The organism is Vibrio diabolicus (genome assembly GCF_011801455.1).
Lineage (GTDB): Bacteria > Pseudomonadota > Gammaproteobacteria > Enterobacterales > Vibrionaceae > Vibrio > Vibrio diabolicus.
Genome location: NZ_CP042451.1, coordinates 1,804,683 through 1,822,149 on the forward strand (window position 1 = coordinate 1,804,683; position 17,467 = coordinate 1,822,149).

General features: G+C 42.4%; 16 protein-coding genes and 2 tRNA genes. 10 read left to right on the forward strand and 8 right to left on the reverse strand.

Annotated elements, in window-relative coordinates:
* Positions 1-123: 123 nt before the first annotated feature.
* The 7 genes from metA (at position 124) to FR741_RS08725 (ending at position 10,231) form a co-directional block, all read left to right on the forward strand.
* On the forward strand, positions 124-1,065 hold the full coding sequence (metA, locus tag FR741_RS08695; RefSeq protein WP_006741610.1) for a homoserine O-acetyltransferase MetA: 942 nt from the start codon (positions 124-126) through the stop codon (positions 1,063-1,065).
* Between the two features lie 178 nt (positions 1,066-1,243).
* Positions 1,244-1,969 carry a type IV pilus biogenesis/stability protein PilW gene (gene pilW, locus FR741_RS08700; RefSeq protein WP_053807335.1) on the forward strand — a complete coding sequence of 242 codons (726 nt, stop codon included), beginning with the start codon at positions 1,244-1,246 and terminating at the stop codon, positions 1,967-1,969.
* A 269-nt stretch (positions 1,970-2,238) separates the two neighbouring features.
* Positions 2,239-3,168: a phosphate/phosphite/phosphonate ABC transporter substrate-binding protein gene (locus FR741_RS08705; protein ID WP_167426641.1), complete on the forward strand. Its 930-nt coding sequence runs from the start codon at positions 2,239-2,241 to the stop codon at positions 3,166-3,168.
* Positions 3,168-5,327, forward strand: a complete 2,160-nt coding sequence (locus tag FR741_RS08710; RefSeq protein WP_167426642.1) for a GGDEF domain-containing phosphodiesterase — start codon at positions 3,168-3,170, stop codon at positions 5,325-5,327. Before FR741_RS08705 ends, FR741_RS08710 begins: the two co-directional genes overlap by 1 nt.
* 157 nt (positions 5,328-5,484) lie before the next feature.
* The gene (locus FR741_RS08715) at positions 5,485-8,652 is read left to right on the forward strand and encodes a response regulator (protein ID WP_167426643.1); all 3,168 of its coding nucleotides are present in this window, start codon (positions 5,485-5,487) and stop codon (positions 8,650-8,652) included.
* 9 nt (positions 8,653-8,661) lie between these two features.
* A complete protein-coding gene (locus tag FR741_RS08720) occupies positions 8,662-9,138 on the forward strand; it encodes a hypothetical protein (protein WP_005393443.1) in 477 nt (158 codons plus the stop codon).
* 1 nt (position 9,139) lies between these two features.
* Positions 9,140-10,231, forward strand: coding sequence for an outer membrane protein (locus tag FR741_RS08725; RefSeq protein WP_167426644.1), 1,092 nt, complete (start codon positions 9,140-9,142; stop codon positions 10,229-10,231).
* 44 nt (positions 10,232-10,275) lie between these two features.
* Here the strand turns inward: FR741_RS08725 and FR741_RS08730 are convergent, their stop codons facing one another.
* The 5 genes from FR741_RS08730 to FR741_RS08750 all read right to left on the reverse strand — a co-directional run bounded on the left by FR741_RS08730 (position 10,276) and on the right by FR741_RS08750 (position 12,991).
* Entirely contained in the window at positions 10,276-10,890 is a 615-nt protein-coding gene (locus FR741_RS08730; protein WP_167426645.1) for a sugar O-acetyltransferase, read from the reverse strand.
* A 208-nt stretch (positions 10,891-11,098) separates the two neighbouring features.
* Positions 11,099-11,410: a hypothetical protein gene (locus FR741_RS08735; protein WP_005393448.1), complete on the reverse strand. Its 312-nt coding sequence runs from the start codon at positions 11,408-11,410 to the stop codon at positions 11,099-11,101.
* Between the two features lie 208 nt (positions 11,411-11,618).
* Positions 11,619-12,053, reverse strand: a complete 435-nt coding sequence (locus FR741_RS08740; protein ID WP_012841889.1) for an Mpo1 family 2-hydroxy fatty acid dioxygenase — start codon at positions 12,051-12,053, stop codon at positions 11,619-11,621.
* Between the two features lie 77 nt (positions 12,054-12,130).
* The gene (locus FR741_RS08745; RefSeq protein WP_005393450.1) at positions 12,131-12,484 is read right to left on the reverse strand and encodes an MmcQ/YjbR family DNA-binding protein; all 354 of its coding nucleotides are present in this window, start codon (positions 12,482-12,484) and stop codon (positions 12,131-12,133) included.
* A gap of 24 nt (positions 12,485-12,508) precedes the next feature.
* On the reverse strand, positions 12,509-12,991 hold the full coding sequence (locus FR741_RS08750) for a MarR family winged helix-turn-helix transcriptional regulator (protein WP_074191238.1): 483 nt from the start codon (positions 12,989-12,991) through the stop codon (positions 12,509-12,511).
* Positions 12,992-13,101: 110 nt separating this feature from the next.
* Between FR741_RS08750 and FR741_RS08755 the strand changes: the two genes are divergently transcribed.
* Entirely contained in the window at positions 13,102-13,989 is an 888-nt protein-coding gene (locus FR741_RS08755) for a DMT family transporter (protein ID WP_005393452.1), read from the forward strand.
* Between the two features lie 173 nt (positions 13,990-14,162).
* On the opposite strand, the gene FR741_RS08760 is transcribed toward FR741_RS08755, so the two are convergent.
* The gene (locus FR741_RS08760) at positions 14,163-15,659 is read right to left on the reverse strand and encodes an EAL domain-containing protein (RefSeq protein WP_167426646.1); all 1,497 of its coding nucleotides are present in this window, start codon (positions 15,657-15,659) and stop codon (positions 14,163-14,165) included.
* Between the two features lie 389 nt (positions 15,660-16,048).
* On the opposite strand from FR741_RS08760, the gene FR741_RS08765 reads away from it, so the two are divergent.
* Together FR741_RS08765 and FR741_RS08770 are read left to right on the forward strand one after the other, a co-directional pair.
* The gene (locus FR741_RS08765; protein ID WP_167426647.1) at positions 16,049-16,495 is read left to right on the forward strand and encodes a DUF3291 domain-containing protein; all 447 of its coding nucleotides are present in this window, start codon (positions 16,049-16,051) and stop codon (positions 16,493-16,495) included.
* A gap of 222 nt (positions 16,496-16,717) precedes the next feature.
* On the forward strand, positions 16,718-17,014 hold the full coding sequence (locus FR741_RS08770) for a YkgJ family cysteine cluster protein (RefSeq protein WP_074191235.1): 297 nt from the start codon (positions 16,718-16,720) through the stop codon (positions 17,012-17,014).
* Positions 17,015-17,152: 138 nt separating this feature from the next.
* Here the strand turns inward: FR741_RS08770 and FR741_RS08775 are convergent.
* A tRNA-Val gene (locus FR741_RS08775) sits at positions 17,153-17,229 on the reverse strand.
* A gap of 32 nt (positions 17,230-17,261) precedes the next feature.
* A tRNA-Val gene (locus FR741_RS08780) sits at positions 17,262-17,338 on the reverse strand.
* Between the last annotated feature and the right edge of the window lie 129 nt (positions 17,339-17,467).

Consider the following 17,467-nt stretch of genomic DNA (forward strand, 5'->3'; position numbering starts at 1 on the left):
CTCGGTTTACCATAATGTAAAGAGTAGATTGAAAAGTCATATTTCGTATCGACATCTAAACTTAATTAAGTTAGCTTTAGAAGTATAGACGTCTAGATTGACTATGCTTAGGGAGAGAAAGTCGTGCCAATTAGAATTCCAGATCAATTACCAGCCACCGATGTGCTAAGGACAGAGAACATCTTCGTAATGAGTGAAACGCGTGCTGCGAGTCAGGAAATACGTCCTTTACGAGTGCTGATCCTGAATCTGATGCCCAAAAAAATAGAAACTGAAACTCAGTTTTTGCGTCTACTCTCAAACAGCCCATTACAAGTCAATGTCGAGTTATTGCGCATTGATAACCGCCCAAGCAAAAATACGCCAACCGAACATTTGGATACTTTTTATCGTCAATTTGAAATGGTGAGAGATAAAAATTTCGATGGCATGATCATTACTGGTGCCCCACTAGGTTTGGTTCAATTTGAAGATGTCATTTATTGGGACCACCTAAAAACCATCATGGAATGGGCAAAAGATCATGTGACATCGACTCTTTATGTCTGCTGGGCAGCACAAGCAGGGCTGAAGTTGCTCTACGATCTACCTAAAAAAACGCGTAAAGAGAAACTTTCAGGCGTGTACCATCACCAAATTCATCATCAATTCCATCCTATGTTACGTGGGTTTGATGACACATTTTTAGCGCCTCATTCACGCTATGCCGACTTTTCACCTCACTTTTTAGAAGAACATACCGACTTAGACATCCTAGCCACATCGGATGTTGCAGGTGTTTATTTAGCTACAACAAAAGACAAGAGAAATGTGTTTGTTACTGGGCATCCTGAATACGATTCGCATACCTTACATAACGAATATATCCGCGATTTAAGCGAAGGCATGGAACCAGCCATTCCCGTCAACTACTATCCAAACAACAATCCTGATAATCCACCAATTGCCAGTTGGAGAAGTCATGGACATCTCCTCTTTTTAAACTGGCTGAACTACTGCGTTTACCAGCAAACACCTTATGATCTTGATCACTTCAGTGAAGACGCTTTTACTAAAGACGATTAACCTCAAAGCACGCAAACAAAGCGCTTATGATGCCTAAATGTAATATGTGAACCAAGCCGCCATATGGCGGCTTTTTCATACCAGTTTGCAAACCTGATCGCATAGTGTTTTTTCCTCAATAGGCTTTTGCTACGTAATTCATATCATGCTGGGAGATTCAGGGATGTAGGGACAAAGAATGAAAACAACAAAGCTCGGTGCACTACTATTAATCTCTCAGTTTGCACTTGTGGGCTGCGTGACGGTGAAAGAAGATGGTAGCCCTGTCGTTAAAGCCGATCCTGTAGCAATGGCAGAATCACGTATCGCACTTGGCCTAGGTTATTTAGAAGGCGGCAATATGATTCGCGCGCATGATAACTTGCAACAAGCCTTAACCCACGCACCTCAATACTATCGTGCTCAGTTATCGATGGCTCACTACTATGAAACGGTTGGTGAAGATGCTAAAGCCGAGCAAATGTATAAACGCTCTCTACGCCAACACACCAAAAACGGTAACGTGCTCAATAACTACGGCACCTTTCTTTGCAAGCGGGGTGACTTCGAGAAAGCCGATCAAATGTTTAATCGAGCCATTGAGCAACCTTATTACTATCTCATTCCGGCCAGTTATGAAAACGCCGCATTTTGCGCGTTGAAGTCACAAGATAAAGACAAAGCGAAATACTACTTCGCCCGAGCTATTGATCATGACCCTCATAGGCCAAAATCTATTTTGCAGCTAGCCAAGCTAGAAATTGATAGCGGCAATTACACTGAAGCCAGAATTCGATTAATGAGATTTAATCAAATGTATGGCGTTAAGAAACCCTCTTTACAGCTCATGATTCAACTTGAACGTGCAGCAGGTAATGAAGCACTCGAGAAAAAATATCAAAAGCAATTGGAGAGATTTTCTTAACACGACATCATGATAAAGAAGGTGTACTCGCTCACAGACACTACTGAACTTGACTAAGAATCCAGTGAATTAAAACCCACGGTGAAACATTCATCCTGTACATAAACTTCAAATTCGGTACTATTTGAACGGAATAAGTGACCAAGTCACGTTATAAAAGTGCGCTAGTAGAACGAAATTTGTACATCATACTGTTTCTACTATTGATTTGGGGCGCATTGATAAATGCTAAATATTACTGACATGCACCAGAAGGAAGTTGAAGCCGGATGAAACCTGCCTGCACTCTGTTATCACTCACTTTGCTGAGTTCGCCTTTTGTCGTCAGTGCACAAGAAAATATTGAAAAAACATTCACGTTTGGCATTGTTTCCAATAAAGCTCAAAGCAAAATCAAAAAGTCGACGCCTTTTACGCAGTACGTGACCAATGGTTTGGCCGGATACGGATACACCAAGGGTGCTGTAAAAGTATTTAAAAATTATCGCCAGCTCGCGGTGGCACTTGAAAATGGCACCGTTCAAATTGCAACAGCCACCCCCTTCAATGCAATGACCCTCGAGGCAGAGTCTGGTAGCCAAGCCATTGCCATACGCTGGAAAAAAGGTTTACAAAAATATCATACGGTATTCTTTACCCACAAAGAGAGTGGTATCGAGTCGATTTCTGACCTGCGCGGAAAAACACTTGTTTTTGAAAAGCGTACATCCACCAGCAGCTATTACTTACCCGCTATTACACTGCTTAATCAAGGGGAGAAATTAGAATACCTCCCCTCCTCCGATGACAAACCAGCCAAAGACAGTATTGGATATTTATTCCTTGACGAGCACTTGGCTCAATCGAATGAAATCAACCTTTCAGTATGGGTGTATAAGCAGAGAGTCGCAGCAGGAGCGTTCAGCAATTTCAATTGGAGCAACCCTAAAGATCTTCCAGAAAGCATGAAAGACAAACTAACGATTTTCGCTCGCTCGGTAGAAATACCTAGAGACTTAATTCTCGCCTCTCCGACCTTAAGTCAAGATCAGCAACATAAAATCACGTCAATATTGCTCGGTATGGAGGCATCTCAGCAAGGTGCTTTAGCACTTAAACAGTTCCAAAACACGAAAAAGATCACCGCTCTAACGCCAGAAATGTCCGCGTCTTTAAATACCGTTCGAACATCTATTCACTTGTTACCGAAGGTGGATTGATGTTCCACAAACTCTCACTCGAAACTAAATACATTTGCTCGACCATTTTTGTTGTCCTGTTTGTCGTAGTGATAAACCTCGCACTATATATGCATGGTTACGATACGTACTCAAATAACTTAACCCGCCAAATCACCGAGAACTCACAAGAAAAAACAGAGTCTTACGTCAAGCAAAAAGGATTGGTTTACGCAGGGTTATTATCAAAGCAACTTTTTGACCCACTCTATACGGATAATATCAGCCAAGCATACGAGCAGATTAAAGCAACATTAAGCCAACCAGATGTCTCGAAGATACACGTTGTTGATAATGAGGGGCTAATCTTTCACGACGGTACTACTCAGCTGAGTATGTTTGCCCAGCCTCATTACCGTTCTCGCTTTATTTTAAAAGCAATAGAAGAGTCTAGAATTCTCATTTCTTTTTCTAAACATCAATTAGAAATTGCGGCACCGATTCAGCAATCGAATATCACACTGGGCGCGGTGTATCTTGAACTCAACCTAGCACATCTATTAGAAGAGAAAGAACAAAACATTGCTCAAGTACAAGCGCTTACCTCAAACGATAAGCAAAAGATGTTTAACTTGCTGCTCACGATCAGTGCGATATCCGTTCTGCTCGGAAGTGCCATCGCGTATGCTTTGGGTCGCTCATTGATAAAGCCACTCAAACAACTTAAAGAACAATTTACAGAGTCAAATACTCAAGCACTGCCAATCACTGATATAAAAAGTAAAGATGAAGTAGGTGATCTTATTTCGGCGTATAACAAAATGTCGAACAAAGTGAACCGATACACAAGCCGGGTGGAGTTCATGGCGTATCACGACATTCTTACCTCCCTGCCTAACCGAGAAAAGTTGCTCATTGATATCCAAAAGCAAATAACGAACCGCAAATCACCCTCACTCGCGGTTGTTTTTATTGATCTGGATGACTTTAAACATATTAACGATAACTACGGGCATAGTATCGGGGATAAATTGCTAGGTCATCTCGCCTCTGAACTTCAAGGTCGTTTGCCGAGTTACTTCCAGCCTCTTTACCGTCTTTCAACCATCGTAAGCCGAGTCGGCGCTGACGAATTTGTGCTGGTCTTTCCATGCAAAGACAGTCTCGACGCTAGAGAAAAAGCGGACGATATTCATCGCCAACTGCTTTCTCCTTTTAACTTGGAAGAGAACGATATTCAAATTACGGCAAGCCTTGGAGTCGCGGTGTATCCGGAATTTGGCTCAAACGCAGAGTCTCTTTTGCAACTCTCCTCACTAGCGGCGCAAGAATCTAAACGACGCGGCAAAGATATCATGACGATATACGATTCCGCGTTTGATGAGACCGTGAAACAGCGCTTATACATAGAAAAAGAACTGCGCCGCTCAATACGTGATTTGTCTCAGTTCGAGCTTTGGTATCAACCCCAGTTCGACCTCAACACCTACCAGTTGATTGGTGTTGAAGCATTGGTTAGGTGGAATCATCCGGAGAAGGGTTATATCAGCCCAGAATTATTTATCCCGATTGCAGAACAAAGTGACTTAATTTTAGAGCTTGGTGAATACCTCATCGAGACAGCAATTAGCCAGCGAGCACAATGGGCGGATCATTTCACTGCTAATTTTCATATCGCATTAAATTTGTCTCCTAGGCAGATCTACCGCCAAGATTTAAGTCAGCTCTTTTCGAAATATTTACAACAATATCAAGTCCCCCCTCAAACCATTCATGTTGAAGTGACAGAGTCTCTGTTTATTGATGATATTGAGAAAGCGCAGTACGTGCTCAAAAAATTACAAGCTAACGGCGTAGAAGTGTGGCTAGATGATTTTGGAACTGGGTACTCAGCCCTCGCCTACCTACAACAAATGTCGTTTGATGGGCTTAAAATTGACCGTTCATTTATCGCTCAAATCCAAAAAAATGAACAAGATGACTCATTAGTCCGTGCGATTATATCCATGGCTCATAACCTAAGAATGAGAGTGGTAGCTGAGGGCATAGAAACCCAGACCCAACTAACAAGGATGGAATCACTTCACTGCGACGTTGTTCAAGGTTTTTTCTTGGGTAGACCAGTGCCGGCAGAAGAAATCATAGAGTTTGAGCAACAACGCCAAGCAATAGATGACTCAACCGCCAGCAACTACGCTTAACTGAATAATTTATCGCGTTCATTGAATTAAAGGGGATTCGTTCTGCAATATTGGTCACACTTCGCCATCTCACAAGTATGAATTTCCTCTTAAAATCTAACATTTGAGATAGGTAAACTACACTTTTCATATCAACTCTTTGGATATGGAAACGCGTGTGGTCGGGATATTTGCTTGGAACAACCTGTCTGTAAAGCAGAAACTTTTTGGATTGGTCCTACTACCAATCTTATTGTTATTGCTTCTTGCAGGTAAACATGTACAAAACCTCTCTATCCAAGCTCAAGAACTTCAAAAAGCACAACTCTTCTCCCAATATATAGATCGTGTTTCCTCACTGTATTATTTGACGAGCGATCCAAGGGTCGCGAATAACGCTCAAGAAACCCGCCAGCTCGTTCAAACTTTACAAGATACAGCTTCACCTGTTTTTGGCGACAATGCCGATATATTAAATCAGCTCACGAATTTCGAAGAAGCAACACTGTCAATGCTCTCGTCCAATAATACAGAAGATAAGTTAGATGCTGCTGAGTGGCGTGCCGACACATTCAAAGAGATTCTTTTGAGTTTGGATAGAGTCTATTTCAGCCATGTAAGTTATGAAACCAATACTCACCTCTCCTCATTGATGCAGCTTGAGTGGTTAATGTTTTGGTCAACAGAAGAGCATAGACTCAGCAAATACTTAGTGGAATCTACAGAGCAGGGGCAGATTTACGATCCAGCTATCCAAGCCAGTATCCAATCATTAATCCAGAACCAACAACTGCTGTTCGAACGCTTTGTCACACTTAATGCGAATAAGCAGCAAGTCAACCTCCTCATCGAAACCTTTACCGATAATGTCTTTGCTAAAAGCCAAGCATTTCGAGCCAATTTGTTGCAGCCATCAAACCTTAGAGTATTGACACCCACTCAAATAGATGACGGGTTATCTGCGCTTTATAAACGCTTAAGTTTATTACGTAACGTTGATGACCAGATGGAACAGCAACTTATTAAGGATATATCCAAGACGATCAGTGAAACAACACAGCACCGCATTGGCTTCATTGCGCTAATGAGCCTCGTGACATTACTGGTTGTGAGTTTAACCCTGAGGTTAGTGCGTAAGGTCACTGGCAACTTGAATTTAGTCCTCGAATTCCTAAGTCGAGACACTTACGAAGAGGACAACAATGAAAACTCACCACTGACAGAGTTGACCAAAGGGAAAGATGAGCTCAGTAAGTTTGCTAAAGAGGTAAAAAAACTGAGTTATGAACGTGAGCAGTCAAGACAAAAGTTAACCCAAGCCAAAGAAGATGCTGAAAAGGCAAAAGATGATGCCATCGAGGCAAGCAAAGCCAAAAGTAGCTTTCTGGCGAATATGTCTCATGAGATTCGAACCCCTTTAAACGGCGTTATTGGCATTTCAGAAGTTTTGTCAGACACGCCGCTAACGGCGACACAGCGTGATTATGTTGACACGATAGAAACCTCCTCGCAATTACTGTTGAGCTTAATAAATGACGTTCTGGACTTCTCTAAAATTGAATCTGGTATGTTGCTTATCAGCCCTCATTCAACCTGTGTTCGTGAATCCATCTACGATATTGCTTCTATTATTTCCCCGAAAGCGAAAGAAAAAGGCATTGATGTTCAAGTCAGCATCAGCCGCAATACGCCCTATCACGTTATGTTGGATGATCACCGTATACGCCAAATTATCATGAACTTCATGTCCAATGCCGTCAAGTTCACCGAACAAGGCTGCGTTGAACTCTCTGTCATCACTAGAGAAATCAAAAATGGTGAAGCGAGTATCGAGTTTTCAGTCAAAGACTCAGGGATCGGTATTGATGAGCAGCAACAAAAAAAGATATTTGCTCCTTTCGCCCAAGAAGATAACTCCACCACCCGACAGTTTGGAGGGACAGGGCTCGGGCTTGCAATTAGCACGCAGCTGGTAGAGTTGATGGGCGGTGAGATTCAGCTTGAATCCGAGAAAGGAAAAGGTAGCCGATTTTTCTTCGAACTTACGGCTCCTATTGTGACTCAAGAGTTCAATGGCTATCACTCCCTTAATCACAACGATATATGGATAGTTTGCAACAACCCTACTTTGGAGCAAAAGCTGCGTGACGAGTTGAGCTTTTTCCACATCAATGTTCAGCAATCAGTAAATACACTGGATGCTCTACCAACGTGGATTGATAACGAGCGCATCATTGTTATCAACGTAGAAACTTCTCCAAATACCGCAGCCAAACATCTAGGTGAAATGAAAAGACTTTGCATGCAAAATGTTCGAGTGTGTCTTATTAAACACCTTCATAGTGCCCAACGTGATTTTGGTAACAGCATTAGTGCATTGGTCACTCAACCCCTCTTAGGACAGCGCTTAGTAAAAGCACTTGAAACTTGTGCTGCAAACTTCCCTCAAGCAAACCAGGAGAACACGACAACACCCAATGCTAAGACTCTCCCAAAAATCTTGGTGGTCGACGACAACACCGTCAATCAAAAAATCGCTGGATTACACGTCACAAAAGCGGGCTTCGACTTTGATATCGCCGTAAACGGAGAAGAAGCCGTAGATATGTTTCAACAGAATCAATACTGCTTAATCCTAATGGATTGCATGATGCCGGTGATGGATGGGTTTGAAGCAACCAAAATGATCCGTCAAATTGAAGCAAAAGAAAAACGGACGGTCAGAATCCCAATTATCGCGCTAACAGCAAGTGTAGTCGATGATGACATTCAAAAGTGTTTTGATGTTGGAATGGATGATTATGTGCCCAAACCTTTTAAAGCGGGTTTGTTGAAAGAGAAATTAGATAAAGCCATTGGACTACGCATTTCCAATATTGCGTCTGATGAAAAGCGACTGGCAACAAACACCACTCACACTCCTGAAAAAACCTCGCATGCTGAACAATCAGAAGCGACCGTGACGCCTATTCGCTCAGAACGGATTTTGCTCGTCGAAGATAACAGAGTAAATCAAAAAGTCGCTTCGCTGCTTTTATCCAAAGCAGGTTATCAATTTGAAGTGGCCGAAAACGGACAGGTTGCGGTCGAAATGTTCCAAAAAGATGGTGGGTTTGACATCATTTTGATGGACTGCATGATGCCGATCATGGATGGGTTCGAAGCCTCACGACAAATACGCGCCTATGAAGCAAGTAAAGGTCTTCCTAAGACTCCCATCATCGCGCTAACGGCAAGTGTTGTGGATGATGACATTCAACGCTGCTTCGATTCAGGCATGGACGCTTATGTACCCAAGCCTGTTCGTAGAGAAAAGCTGTTGTACCAGATTGAAAATGCGATATAGGTAGCGATGATGAGCGGCGACATTTCTCTCCTCTGTTTTCTTTTGCGCTGCATAAAACGCTACCTATTCATTGTTGTTTTCCTTCTACCCATAGATAGTCAAGTACTTGCTGCAGAGAGCTACGCCGTTTTCTCGTTTAATAGTGAGTTCTCGCCCCTAACCATCAATAAAGCGCGAAAGTTGTACAGAGGAAAAACGCAACTCTTACAAGGGCAGAGAATTGAGCTATCTGACTGGCCAGCGACATCAGCGGAGAGAGCGGAGTTCTATCGCTACCTTCTCAATAAAAACTTGGCGCAAATGAACGCGCACTGGGCAAGCTTGTCTTTTTCAGGCAAAGCGAGACCACCCAAAGTGATTGCAAACTCTAGCATTGATGCACTGATCACGTGGATGCAAGAAAAGCCCAATCGGATTGGTTATGCCCCTGCGTCGAGCGTGCCTGGAAATGCTCGTATTTTGTGTGTGGTGAGCTCGGAGGATTAATATGAAAAAATATTTGACCATGTTATCACTGAGTATTGTCGCCTTTCCGAGCTTAGCCACCATTGAGTTATCAGATCACCTGTCTTTGAGTGGCTTTGGTTCGACATCTTGGTCTAAGTCCGATAACTCTACAACGGTTCTCGTCAACCGCTTTATTCATGATGAAGCCTGCTACGATTGTGACACAACCTTCGGCCTGCAGCTTGATTACTTTTACAAGGCATTTCGAGCATCCGCACAGATAGTCAAGCGTCCGCAAGATCATTGGAGCTCGCCCCAATTAGAGTGGGCATATTTAGCTTATACCTATAAAAATATAGAGATACGTGGGGGACGATTGAGGCTGCCGCTGTTTTTGATGTCTGAGTATAATTATGTCGGTCACGCTTTTACTCAAGCTCGACCACCAAATGAAGTGTATGACAGCATATTAGGCATCACCGCTTACAATGGTTTATCCATTCGCTGGAATCACGACCTCAATGAGCAAATCATGCTTACTGCAATGCCGTTTATAGGGTTTAAAGACAGCAGTGATGTCACCCTCAACGAAGACACTGAACTGAAGATCGAATCAGACAACACAGCCGGAATAAACTTAACACTCAGCGGAAATGCCTACCGTTTGAACTTTTCTTATCTACATGGCGATTATGACCAAACTACGGTTCTCTCCAATACCAAGCAATCCACACCTGAAGGGGGAGCCATGTTAATTGACCGTTTGGTTCTAAAAGAAAAAGGCAATACGATTGACCAGTTTTCTCTAGGAGTAAGGTATGAGCTTGATAACGTTGTGATAATGGCGGAAGGACAAACCAGCAACATTTCCTCCTCTTGGTACGCAACAACGAGTTACAACGTGAATAAATTGACCCCCTACATAGTTTACGGCCAGCAGTTTAATAGCAGTGATACAAAGAATGGGGACAGCTATCTGTTTGGGGTGAGATACGACCTAGATTATAACGTGTCACTGAATGCTGAATGGCAAAAGTTTAACGCCCACAATAACGATACTGGCGCGTTTTCATCAATACCAGAAGATAACAGCGCCAATCTTTACACCCTGATGTTAAATTTCGTTTTTTAACTTTTCTATACTGACACCGTATAAACCATGGGCATTTACCTTTGTTATCGTTGATACATGTTGTGCGTGATTTGACGCTCTTTGTAATAGAATTCTTTGTCATGTTCGCCTATCTCTCGCAATACACGACACGGGTTCCCTACCGCAACAACATTACTTGGTATATCTTTCGTTACCACGCTACCAGCACCAATTACGCTGTTTTCTCCAATCTTGACGCCAGGCAATACCACTGAGTTAGCGCCGATCCATACATTATCACCAATATGAATAGGGATATTGAATTGCGCAACTTCTCTTCTGAGCTCCGGTTCAATCGGGTGTCCTGCCGTTGCTAGTGTCACATTGGGTCCAATCATGACGCTATTGCCAATGTAGATATACGTATCATCGACTAGGGTTAAGTTAAAGTTTGCATACACGTTATCACCAACGTATGTATGCCTCCCCCAATTCGCTCGAAGCGGCGGCTCAAAATAGCAGTTGTCACCAACAGCGCCGAGCAAACGTCGTAATATTTCTGTACGCTTTTCAGATTCAGAAGGCCGAGTTTGGTTGTAATCGTAAAGAACTTCTAAACACTGTGTTTGCTGCTCGGCTAACGCTTCATCATTACAAAAATATATTTTCTGACTATGAAGCATTGATTCACTATCCATAAAATCCTCCGTTCTATCTGCCCAGTAGCTTCAGGCTGCTGGAACACCTCGCAATACGAGTTCCTGTCAAGATTGGCTAACAGAATGCATGATGTCGTTTTTTACAATAAGTTTAATGACATGCTTGCGAGGCCTAACGCAAAATACCGAATAACTTGAAAGAAATATGTGAATCAGACGAGTAAATAACACAAAGCTCGATGCAGAGTTAGCTTTGTTTATCTCGATTCATTTTCAAGCGCTTTTCTTTACGTCGTAACGCTCGGAAAAACTTCGACTCCTCGTGATACCAGCCGATAACACTAACCGGGAAGCCCACTAGCATCATGATAAAAAGATCCGCGGGCAGCTGCTCCAAAATATCACTCAGGGAGTGCAGCTCACCAAAAATGAATAAACCAATGACTTTACCAAGCAATAGTGCGCAACAAATCATAAAAAAAGACTTCATGATGTAATGCCATTTGCCTTTTTTACGCTCTTCTCGCCAATAGGCATATTTATGTTGTCGGTCGTACATTCATCCCCCCAAGTGACAATGTCACTAGCCACAAACATTCAGGCAAAGTAACGGCTTTAGCTGCACTCTAATGATAGTGTGAATCAGAAGCGAATGCTTGTCATGGCAATCAGAAAGCGGCACATCATGCTGCGCATTTTACGACCTTATGGACGCTAGCATGATCGTGCAATACAGGGAGATATCAGCTTGTTAATTACGGAGTGAGTTAATGTTTTCGGAACACCCAAATTGGACCAATAAGAAGAAACTGCAAATCTTCGAAAAAAGACGGTTTCTTCCCTTCTATTTTGTGACCAATGAACTGCAAGATCCACAGTACACCGAATAGGAGCATCGAAATATGCAGTACGGGCAGCGCCAATACCTCCAAAGACCATATCAGGCCGATGCACGCTAATGTATACCCTAACATCATCATAAAGACGCTGAGAGACAAACGAAAATAGAAAACCCATACGGGTATGACAGCAATCCAGACCCAGTTAAACTCGAAACCCAAGATGGAGATTTGAGGAATTGACCAAATTAGACCGACCACAGATAGGTAAATACCCGGAACTGCGATTGTGTGAATCTTTTGGTTGATGGGGTTTTGATGGCTCTCCCCATATTCTTTTAGCCATTCAGATAATGCTCGCATATCATTCCTACTTTTCCGCCTACTTATTCTTATATAGCTTGAGGATGGAAAAGGTGCGAATTTTTCTGTAATAGCTATTACTGACCAAGCAATGCTCGTTGCACTTTTGGTAGTTTGGCAACGACGAGAGTATAAGAGCGTTCACATAAATCCTGAATCAATCCATCTTCCACATCACCATTAAAATAAACCGTTATCCAGTGACGCTTATTTAGGTGATAACCAGGAGTGATGTCCGTAAACTGCGATGTTAAGACTTCTCCATCTTCTGGTTTTACTTTTACGCTGACATACTCCCGACCGTTTCTCTCTGCAATAATCGCAAACATTTTACCTTTGATTTTGTATACAAGCGCTTCTGGCCCAAATGGGAAATCACTCTCTGCACACATAAAGGTACTTAAATAACCTTCTAACTCTTTGCTTCTCATTCCGTCCCACCCTTCCTGTATCTTTTACTCAAACAAAGGCAATAGTAGTTTTAACGCCTGGTTAACCTGCGCTTTCTCACTACCTTCTAAACCATGTAGCAGCGATTGCTGAACGTCCACATGCTCTAAGATCAACTTGTCAATTAAGGTTAAGCCCTTTTCGGTTAACTCAACGGTGACACTGCGTCTATCTTCTTTACTGTGTGTTCTGGTAATAAAGCCTTTCTTCTCGAGTTTATCTAATCGGTTCGTCATCGCGCCCGAAGTGAGCATCATCGAATCAATTAGCGCCGAGGGAGTAAGGCAGTATGGTGAACCTGCTCGGCGAAGTGTCGCCAACACATCAAATTCACCCATCTTAAGATCGTACTTCTTATGTAGGTCAGCGACCCGACACTCCATGTGCTTAGCAATTCGCATTAGCCGACCCATAATTGCCATCGGTTCAGTGTCGAGCTCTGGCTTCTCCTTAGCCCACTGCTCTACCACTCTATCAATTGCGTCCATGGTTTCTCTCCAAACGTCATTTAATTTTTATTTTAACATAAAGATACTTTACAAAAAGTAACCTTACCGATATCTTTACAATTAATTATCTCAACGTAAAGATATTTAACATGAATATTTTGCTTGCAATGATCCCGGCTTTTTTTTGGGGGACAACTTATGCTGTTACTCAGTTTACACTTCCGGACTGGCCTCCCGTTTTACTTGGTGCGCTAAGAGCATTGCCTGCGGGTCTTTTGCTGCTCGCAATAAAGCCATCTTTCCCGAAAAAGAGTGAATGGAAAGTGCTGCTTGTTTTAGGAACTATCAACATCGCTTGCTTCTTTGGTCTCATTTTTGTCATGGCGTTGACGCTTCCTTCTGCGATCTCAGGTGTCGGTATGGTATCAGTGCCCGTTTTTGCGATGCTGTTTGGCTGGGCAGTCTATAAGCGCCAGCCAAGCGCAATACAGGCAATAAGTGGAGCGACTTTGATTGCTTTGGCTTGGTTCTTATTTGATCCTAGTTCTATTTCGCTCAACCCTATGGGCTTGCTGGCGATGATCTCCGCCATCATGTGTATTGTGGTAGGCAGTAGCGTAACGAAATCACTAGGAACGAAAATGCATTGGTGGACAGTATTAACATGGCAGCTCATTTTGGGTGGTGTGATTATGTCTGTCGCAACAAGCGTGCTGGCAATAAACAATCCAGAGCCATACGTTACAGCCATTCAAAACTTATCAATGACGAACACCCTTGGGCTGCTGTGGGTGATCATTCTGAACACTGCATTAGGCTACGGCATGTATGTTTGGCTATTGCAGCGTATGTCGGTCGTTGACTTTACTTTTGGTGGTATTGCCAACCCCGTTGCGGGCATTGTGTCAGGTTTGCTGCTATTAGGTGAGACTTTCACCCCTCTCCAATACAGCTTGATGCTAGGGATGATTGTTATGTCATTGCTCCCTCAATTGATCGCTTCATTAAAAACCAAAAAAGCCGCCCTTTCTTCCTAAGTAAAATCCTAACGCCCGATGCTAGAATCGGGCGTTCATATTCTCTGTAAACTCCGTTTGAATTCTAAGACCTCAACAGGTGTTCTATCGAGCAGTGAACCCAAAAAGGTTCAGTAATAAAAAAGGTGCCGAAAGACACCTTTAATAATGAATACGCCCCATTATGCCTTGCTTTAAGTCATCACAAGGTTGTTAATAGGCTCTGGTTTAGCGTAGACATACCCTTGAATAAGGTAAATAGAATGCTGAGCCAAATACGCGACTTGAGCCTCGCTCTCTACACCTTCTGCAATCATCTCACATTCCGCTTTCTTTGCTGCCGAGACAATAGAATCCAACACTTTCAATTTTTGGTCATCAGAGCCTATTGGGTCGATGAACATCTTATCCACTTTCAAGCATCGGATACCCAGATCTTGCAAATAAGAAAAGCCGCCATACCCAGTCCCAAAATCGTCAATTTTGAACTTGTAGCCTTTATTCGCCAGATACAAAATCTCTTTTTTCGCTGCCTCTGTATCTTTTACAGGAATTCGCTCGGTCAACTCAAAATGCACTCTCTTCGGACATGGCCAATTCAGTTCGGACAGTAACTTAGTGAGTTCACCTGACTCTAAATGGGAAGAAACAATATTGATGCTGACCCACACATGCTCAGGTAATACACTAAGATCTTGTATGATTTTACGAATAAGCTGATTCGTCATTGGGACAATCAGACCACTTTCTTCTGCAGCGCCAATGAACATGTTTGGCGACACCATACCCTCACGACGAGACCACCGAATCAGTGCTTCATACCCCACTGTCGCACCATCACGGCTATCGACAATCGCTTGGTAATAAGGGACAAATTCCGCATTATTAATCCCATTCTGGATCAAGCCTTTGATAGACTTTCTCAAGCTCTTACTGGACACATATACAAACGCAAAAGCCAGCCCCATAAGCACACTGACTAGGCCTCCCCATAGAAAGACTCTTTCCTGAGCATAGCTCTTCAGTTTCTCGCCACTGTGTATTTTGATGAGCATATTGGCTTGAGAATCAGCCGAGAAGAATAACTCCTTTGAAACTGCCGCTTCTTCTGCTGCAATGGCTGGTTTTCCTCGACTTATTGTTAAATCTCCAAATACAGGCTCATCATATATAAACTCGACGAACAAACAGTCTTCACAAGGCGTTTTTATCACTTCTTTAACCCAACTATTATCGAGAATCCAGACAACTTCAACATGTTCATTTTCATAAATGACCATCCACTCAACTTGATCTTGGTGTTCCGGTAAAATAAGTGATGCAAAAAAGTTTTCGCCAAGCTGAAATCGTTGCGCATTGGATAAATGAGATACTTCACGACCAATCGTGGAGCATGTTTTACCGTCACTCGTTTCCATCGCAATAAAACGGATGTAATGGTTATAAAAACGTGGGTCGCGTAATGTTCTAACATCACTATTACTGCACGTGAAATCTAACTGCGAAACCTGCTTTACAATCGCCTCATCCAAATACATGGATCGTTGGTGTAAATAATCGACATAGGTGTCTATTTTAGTCTCTTTGATATAGCTGATGTAAAAATTGGCTATTGAATTAAAAGCCACAACAAAAACTGCAATGGGAACTAGGCCAAGCAAAATGGCATTTCTTGTTATCTTTGTAATCAAAGTTCCTCCTAACGTTCAGCCAAACAACTTAAATTAAAGAGTGATATGAACACTATCTCACGTTCACACACCAAAAAGTGAGGATCGAATCTCAATAAGAAGTATAGAAGTGCAAGGCTTGCCACAGAAAAATGAGAGTACTGCTGCATATCCAAGATAGCAACTCTCTTGAGTGAGACTTACCGACGATAATCGCGAGAAAAGAGGGGGTTATGCTCAACATAACCAATGTATAAAACGACTTTTTTGCCATCCAATGACTCGCCACAGTCACTAACTTTCTAATTGACCTTTGAAGGCACTAGCAACACACTGCATGATAAAATAGGAAAAGCTACTTAGAGCTTTTTACCAGCATTACAGGCTTATCGACCAGGGAGGGTCATGAAATGAAATTAGCTCAATTAAATATTGCGCTTGCTAAATATCCTTTGGATGCACCAGAAATTAAAGAGTTCGTAGACAATTTGGACTTAATTAATGGTATAGCTGAAGAAAGTGAAGGCTTTATCTGGCGTCTAAAAGACGACTCCGGTGATGCAACAAACATTAAATTATTTGATGACCCGAACATGATTGTAAACATGTCTATTTGGGAAAGTACTGACTCACTTAAAAACTTTATGTTTCGTACCGGTCATAGAGATTTCATGCGCCGAAAAAGCGAATGGTTTCATCGTTTAGCGGAGGATAGCTATGTTCTGTGGTGGGTAGAAGACGGTTATATACCAATACCACAAGAAGCCTTGTTACGCCTTCAGCATTTGCGCGAAAACGGAGATACGCCATTTGCTTTCACATTTAAAACAAACTTTACAGAAGCAGATCTTGTGTAAAGTACGTGTATGACAAAAAATCGCGTTCAAATTTACACTGACTATAAGGTTAATTGGTGTGAATCACTGTCAGTTCTACCGACTTACTCGGAAAGAAATGCAAGTGAACGCATAAAATGCGTTCACTAGGTTTATCGTTCATAGGGTGTTCTATTTCAGAAATAAAGTTCATTCATGCTAGATTTACGGTACCATGCACAATTGACCAAATTGTAGTTATTCATGATTATACCAACTAAGACTCCCTCTCCCCTGCCCTCTGATGTATCTTGCTCTAACTGTAAGGCTTGTTGTTGCCGTCTCGAGGTTATGATTATTTCAGATACTGGCGTACCTGAAGAGTTTATTGCACGTGACCAGTATGGAGGCGAAACCATGATGCGGCTAAATGATGGTTGGTGTGCAGCTTTAGATAGAGACACATTAATGTGTACGATTTATGAAAATAGGCCTTGGATTTGCCGCGAATTCGAAATGGGCTCCAATGAATGTTTAGATGAACGTGTTAAATTCTTGTAAAATCACTCAAATTTACACTGATGGCAATGCGGAGTATTTGTAGAAAGTGTGCAAAGGAAAAGTAAGGTGTTTAAATCTGAGTATCAACAAATTATAGATAAAAAAAAGCCCACCGTTTGGTGGGCTTTTTCTAAAATTTGGTGGGTCCGGGCGAACTCGAATCGCCGACCCCTACCATGTCAAGGTAGTACTCTAACCAACTGAGCTACGGACCCAAATTTTGTGTTCCTAACCATTCAATTCAGAATGGTGCGTCCGAGTGGACTCGAACCACCGACCCCCGCCATGTCAAGGCGATACTCTAACCAGCTGAGCTACGGACGCATTTCTCTGGAACGACGAGGATATTAGCTATAAGCGAACGACGGTGCAAGCACAAATTTACCAACTTTGAACCGTTTGGCGAAAATGTAAACTCAACACGCGTTTTCAGATGATTTTATCGACAAGGAC

Coding starts and splice junctions, on each gene's coding strand:
- FR741_RS08725 (WP_167426644.1), top strand. CDS start 9,140: ATGAAAAAATATTTGACCATGTTATCACTGAGTATTGTCGCCTTTCCG.
- FR741_RS08710 (WP_167426642.1), top strand. CDS start 3,168: ATGTTCCACAAACTCTCACTCGAAACTAAATACATTTGCTCGACCATT.
- FR741_RS08745 (WP_005393450.1), bottom strand. CDS start 12,484: ATGAGAAGCAAAGAGTTAGAAGGTTATTTAAGTACCTTTATGTGTGCA.
- FR741_RS08755 (WP_005393452.1), top strand. CDS start 13,102: ATGAATATTTTGCTTGCAATGATCCCGGCTTTTTTTTGGGGGACAACT.
- pilW (WP_053807335.1), top strand. CDS start 1,244: ATGAAAACAACAAAGCTCGGTGCACTACTATTAATCTCTCAGTTTGCA.
- FR741_RS08770 (WP_074191235.1), top strand. CDS start 16,718: ATGATTATACCAACTAAGACTCCCTCTCCCCTGCCCTCTGATGTATCT.
- FR741_RS08750 (WP_074191238.1), bottom strand. CDS start 12,991: ATGGACGCAATTGATAGAGTGGTAGAGCAGTGGGCTAAGGAGAAGCCA.
- FR741_RS08740 (WP_012841889.1), bottom strand. CDS start 12,053: ATGCGAGCATTATCTGAATGGCTAAAAGAATATGGGGAGAGCCATCAA.
- FR741_RS08735 (WP_005393448.1), bottom strand. CDS start 11,410: ATGTACGACCGACAACATAAATATGCCTATTGGCGAGAAGAGCGTAAA.
- FR741_RS08730 (WP_167426645.1), bottom strand. CDS start 10,890: ATGGATAGTGAATCAATGCTTCATAGTCAGAAAATATATTTTTGTAAT.
- FR741_RS08720 (WP_005393443.1), top strand. CDS start 8,662: ATGAGCGGCGACATTTCTCTCCTCTGTTTTCTTTTGCGCTGCATAAAA.
- FR741_RS08765 (WP_167426647.1), top strand. CDS start 16,049: ATGAAATTAGCTCAATTAAATATTGCGCTTGCTAAATATCCTTTGGAT.
- FR741_RS08705 (WP_167426641.1), top strand. CDS start 2,239: ATGAAACCTGCCTGCACTCTGTTATCACTCACTTTGCTGAGTTCGCCT.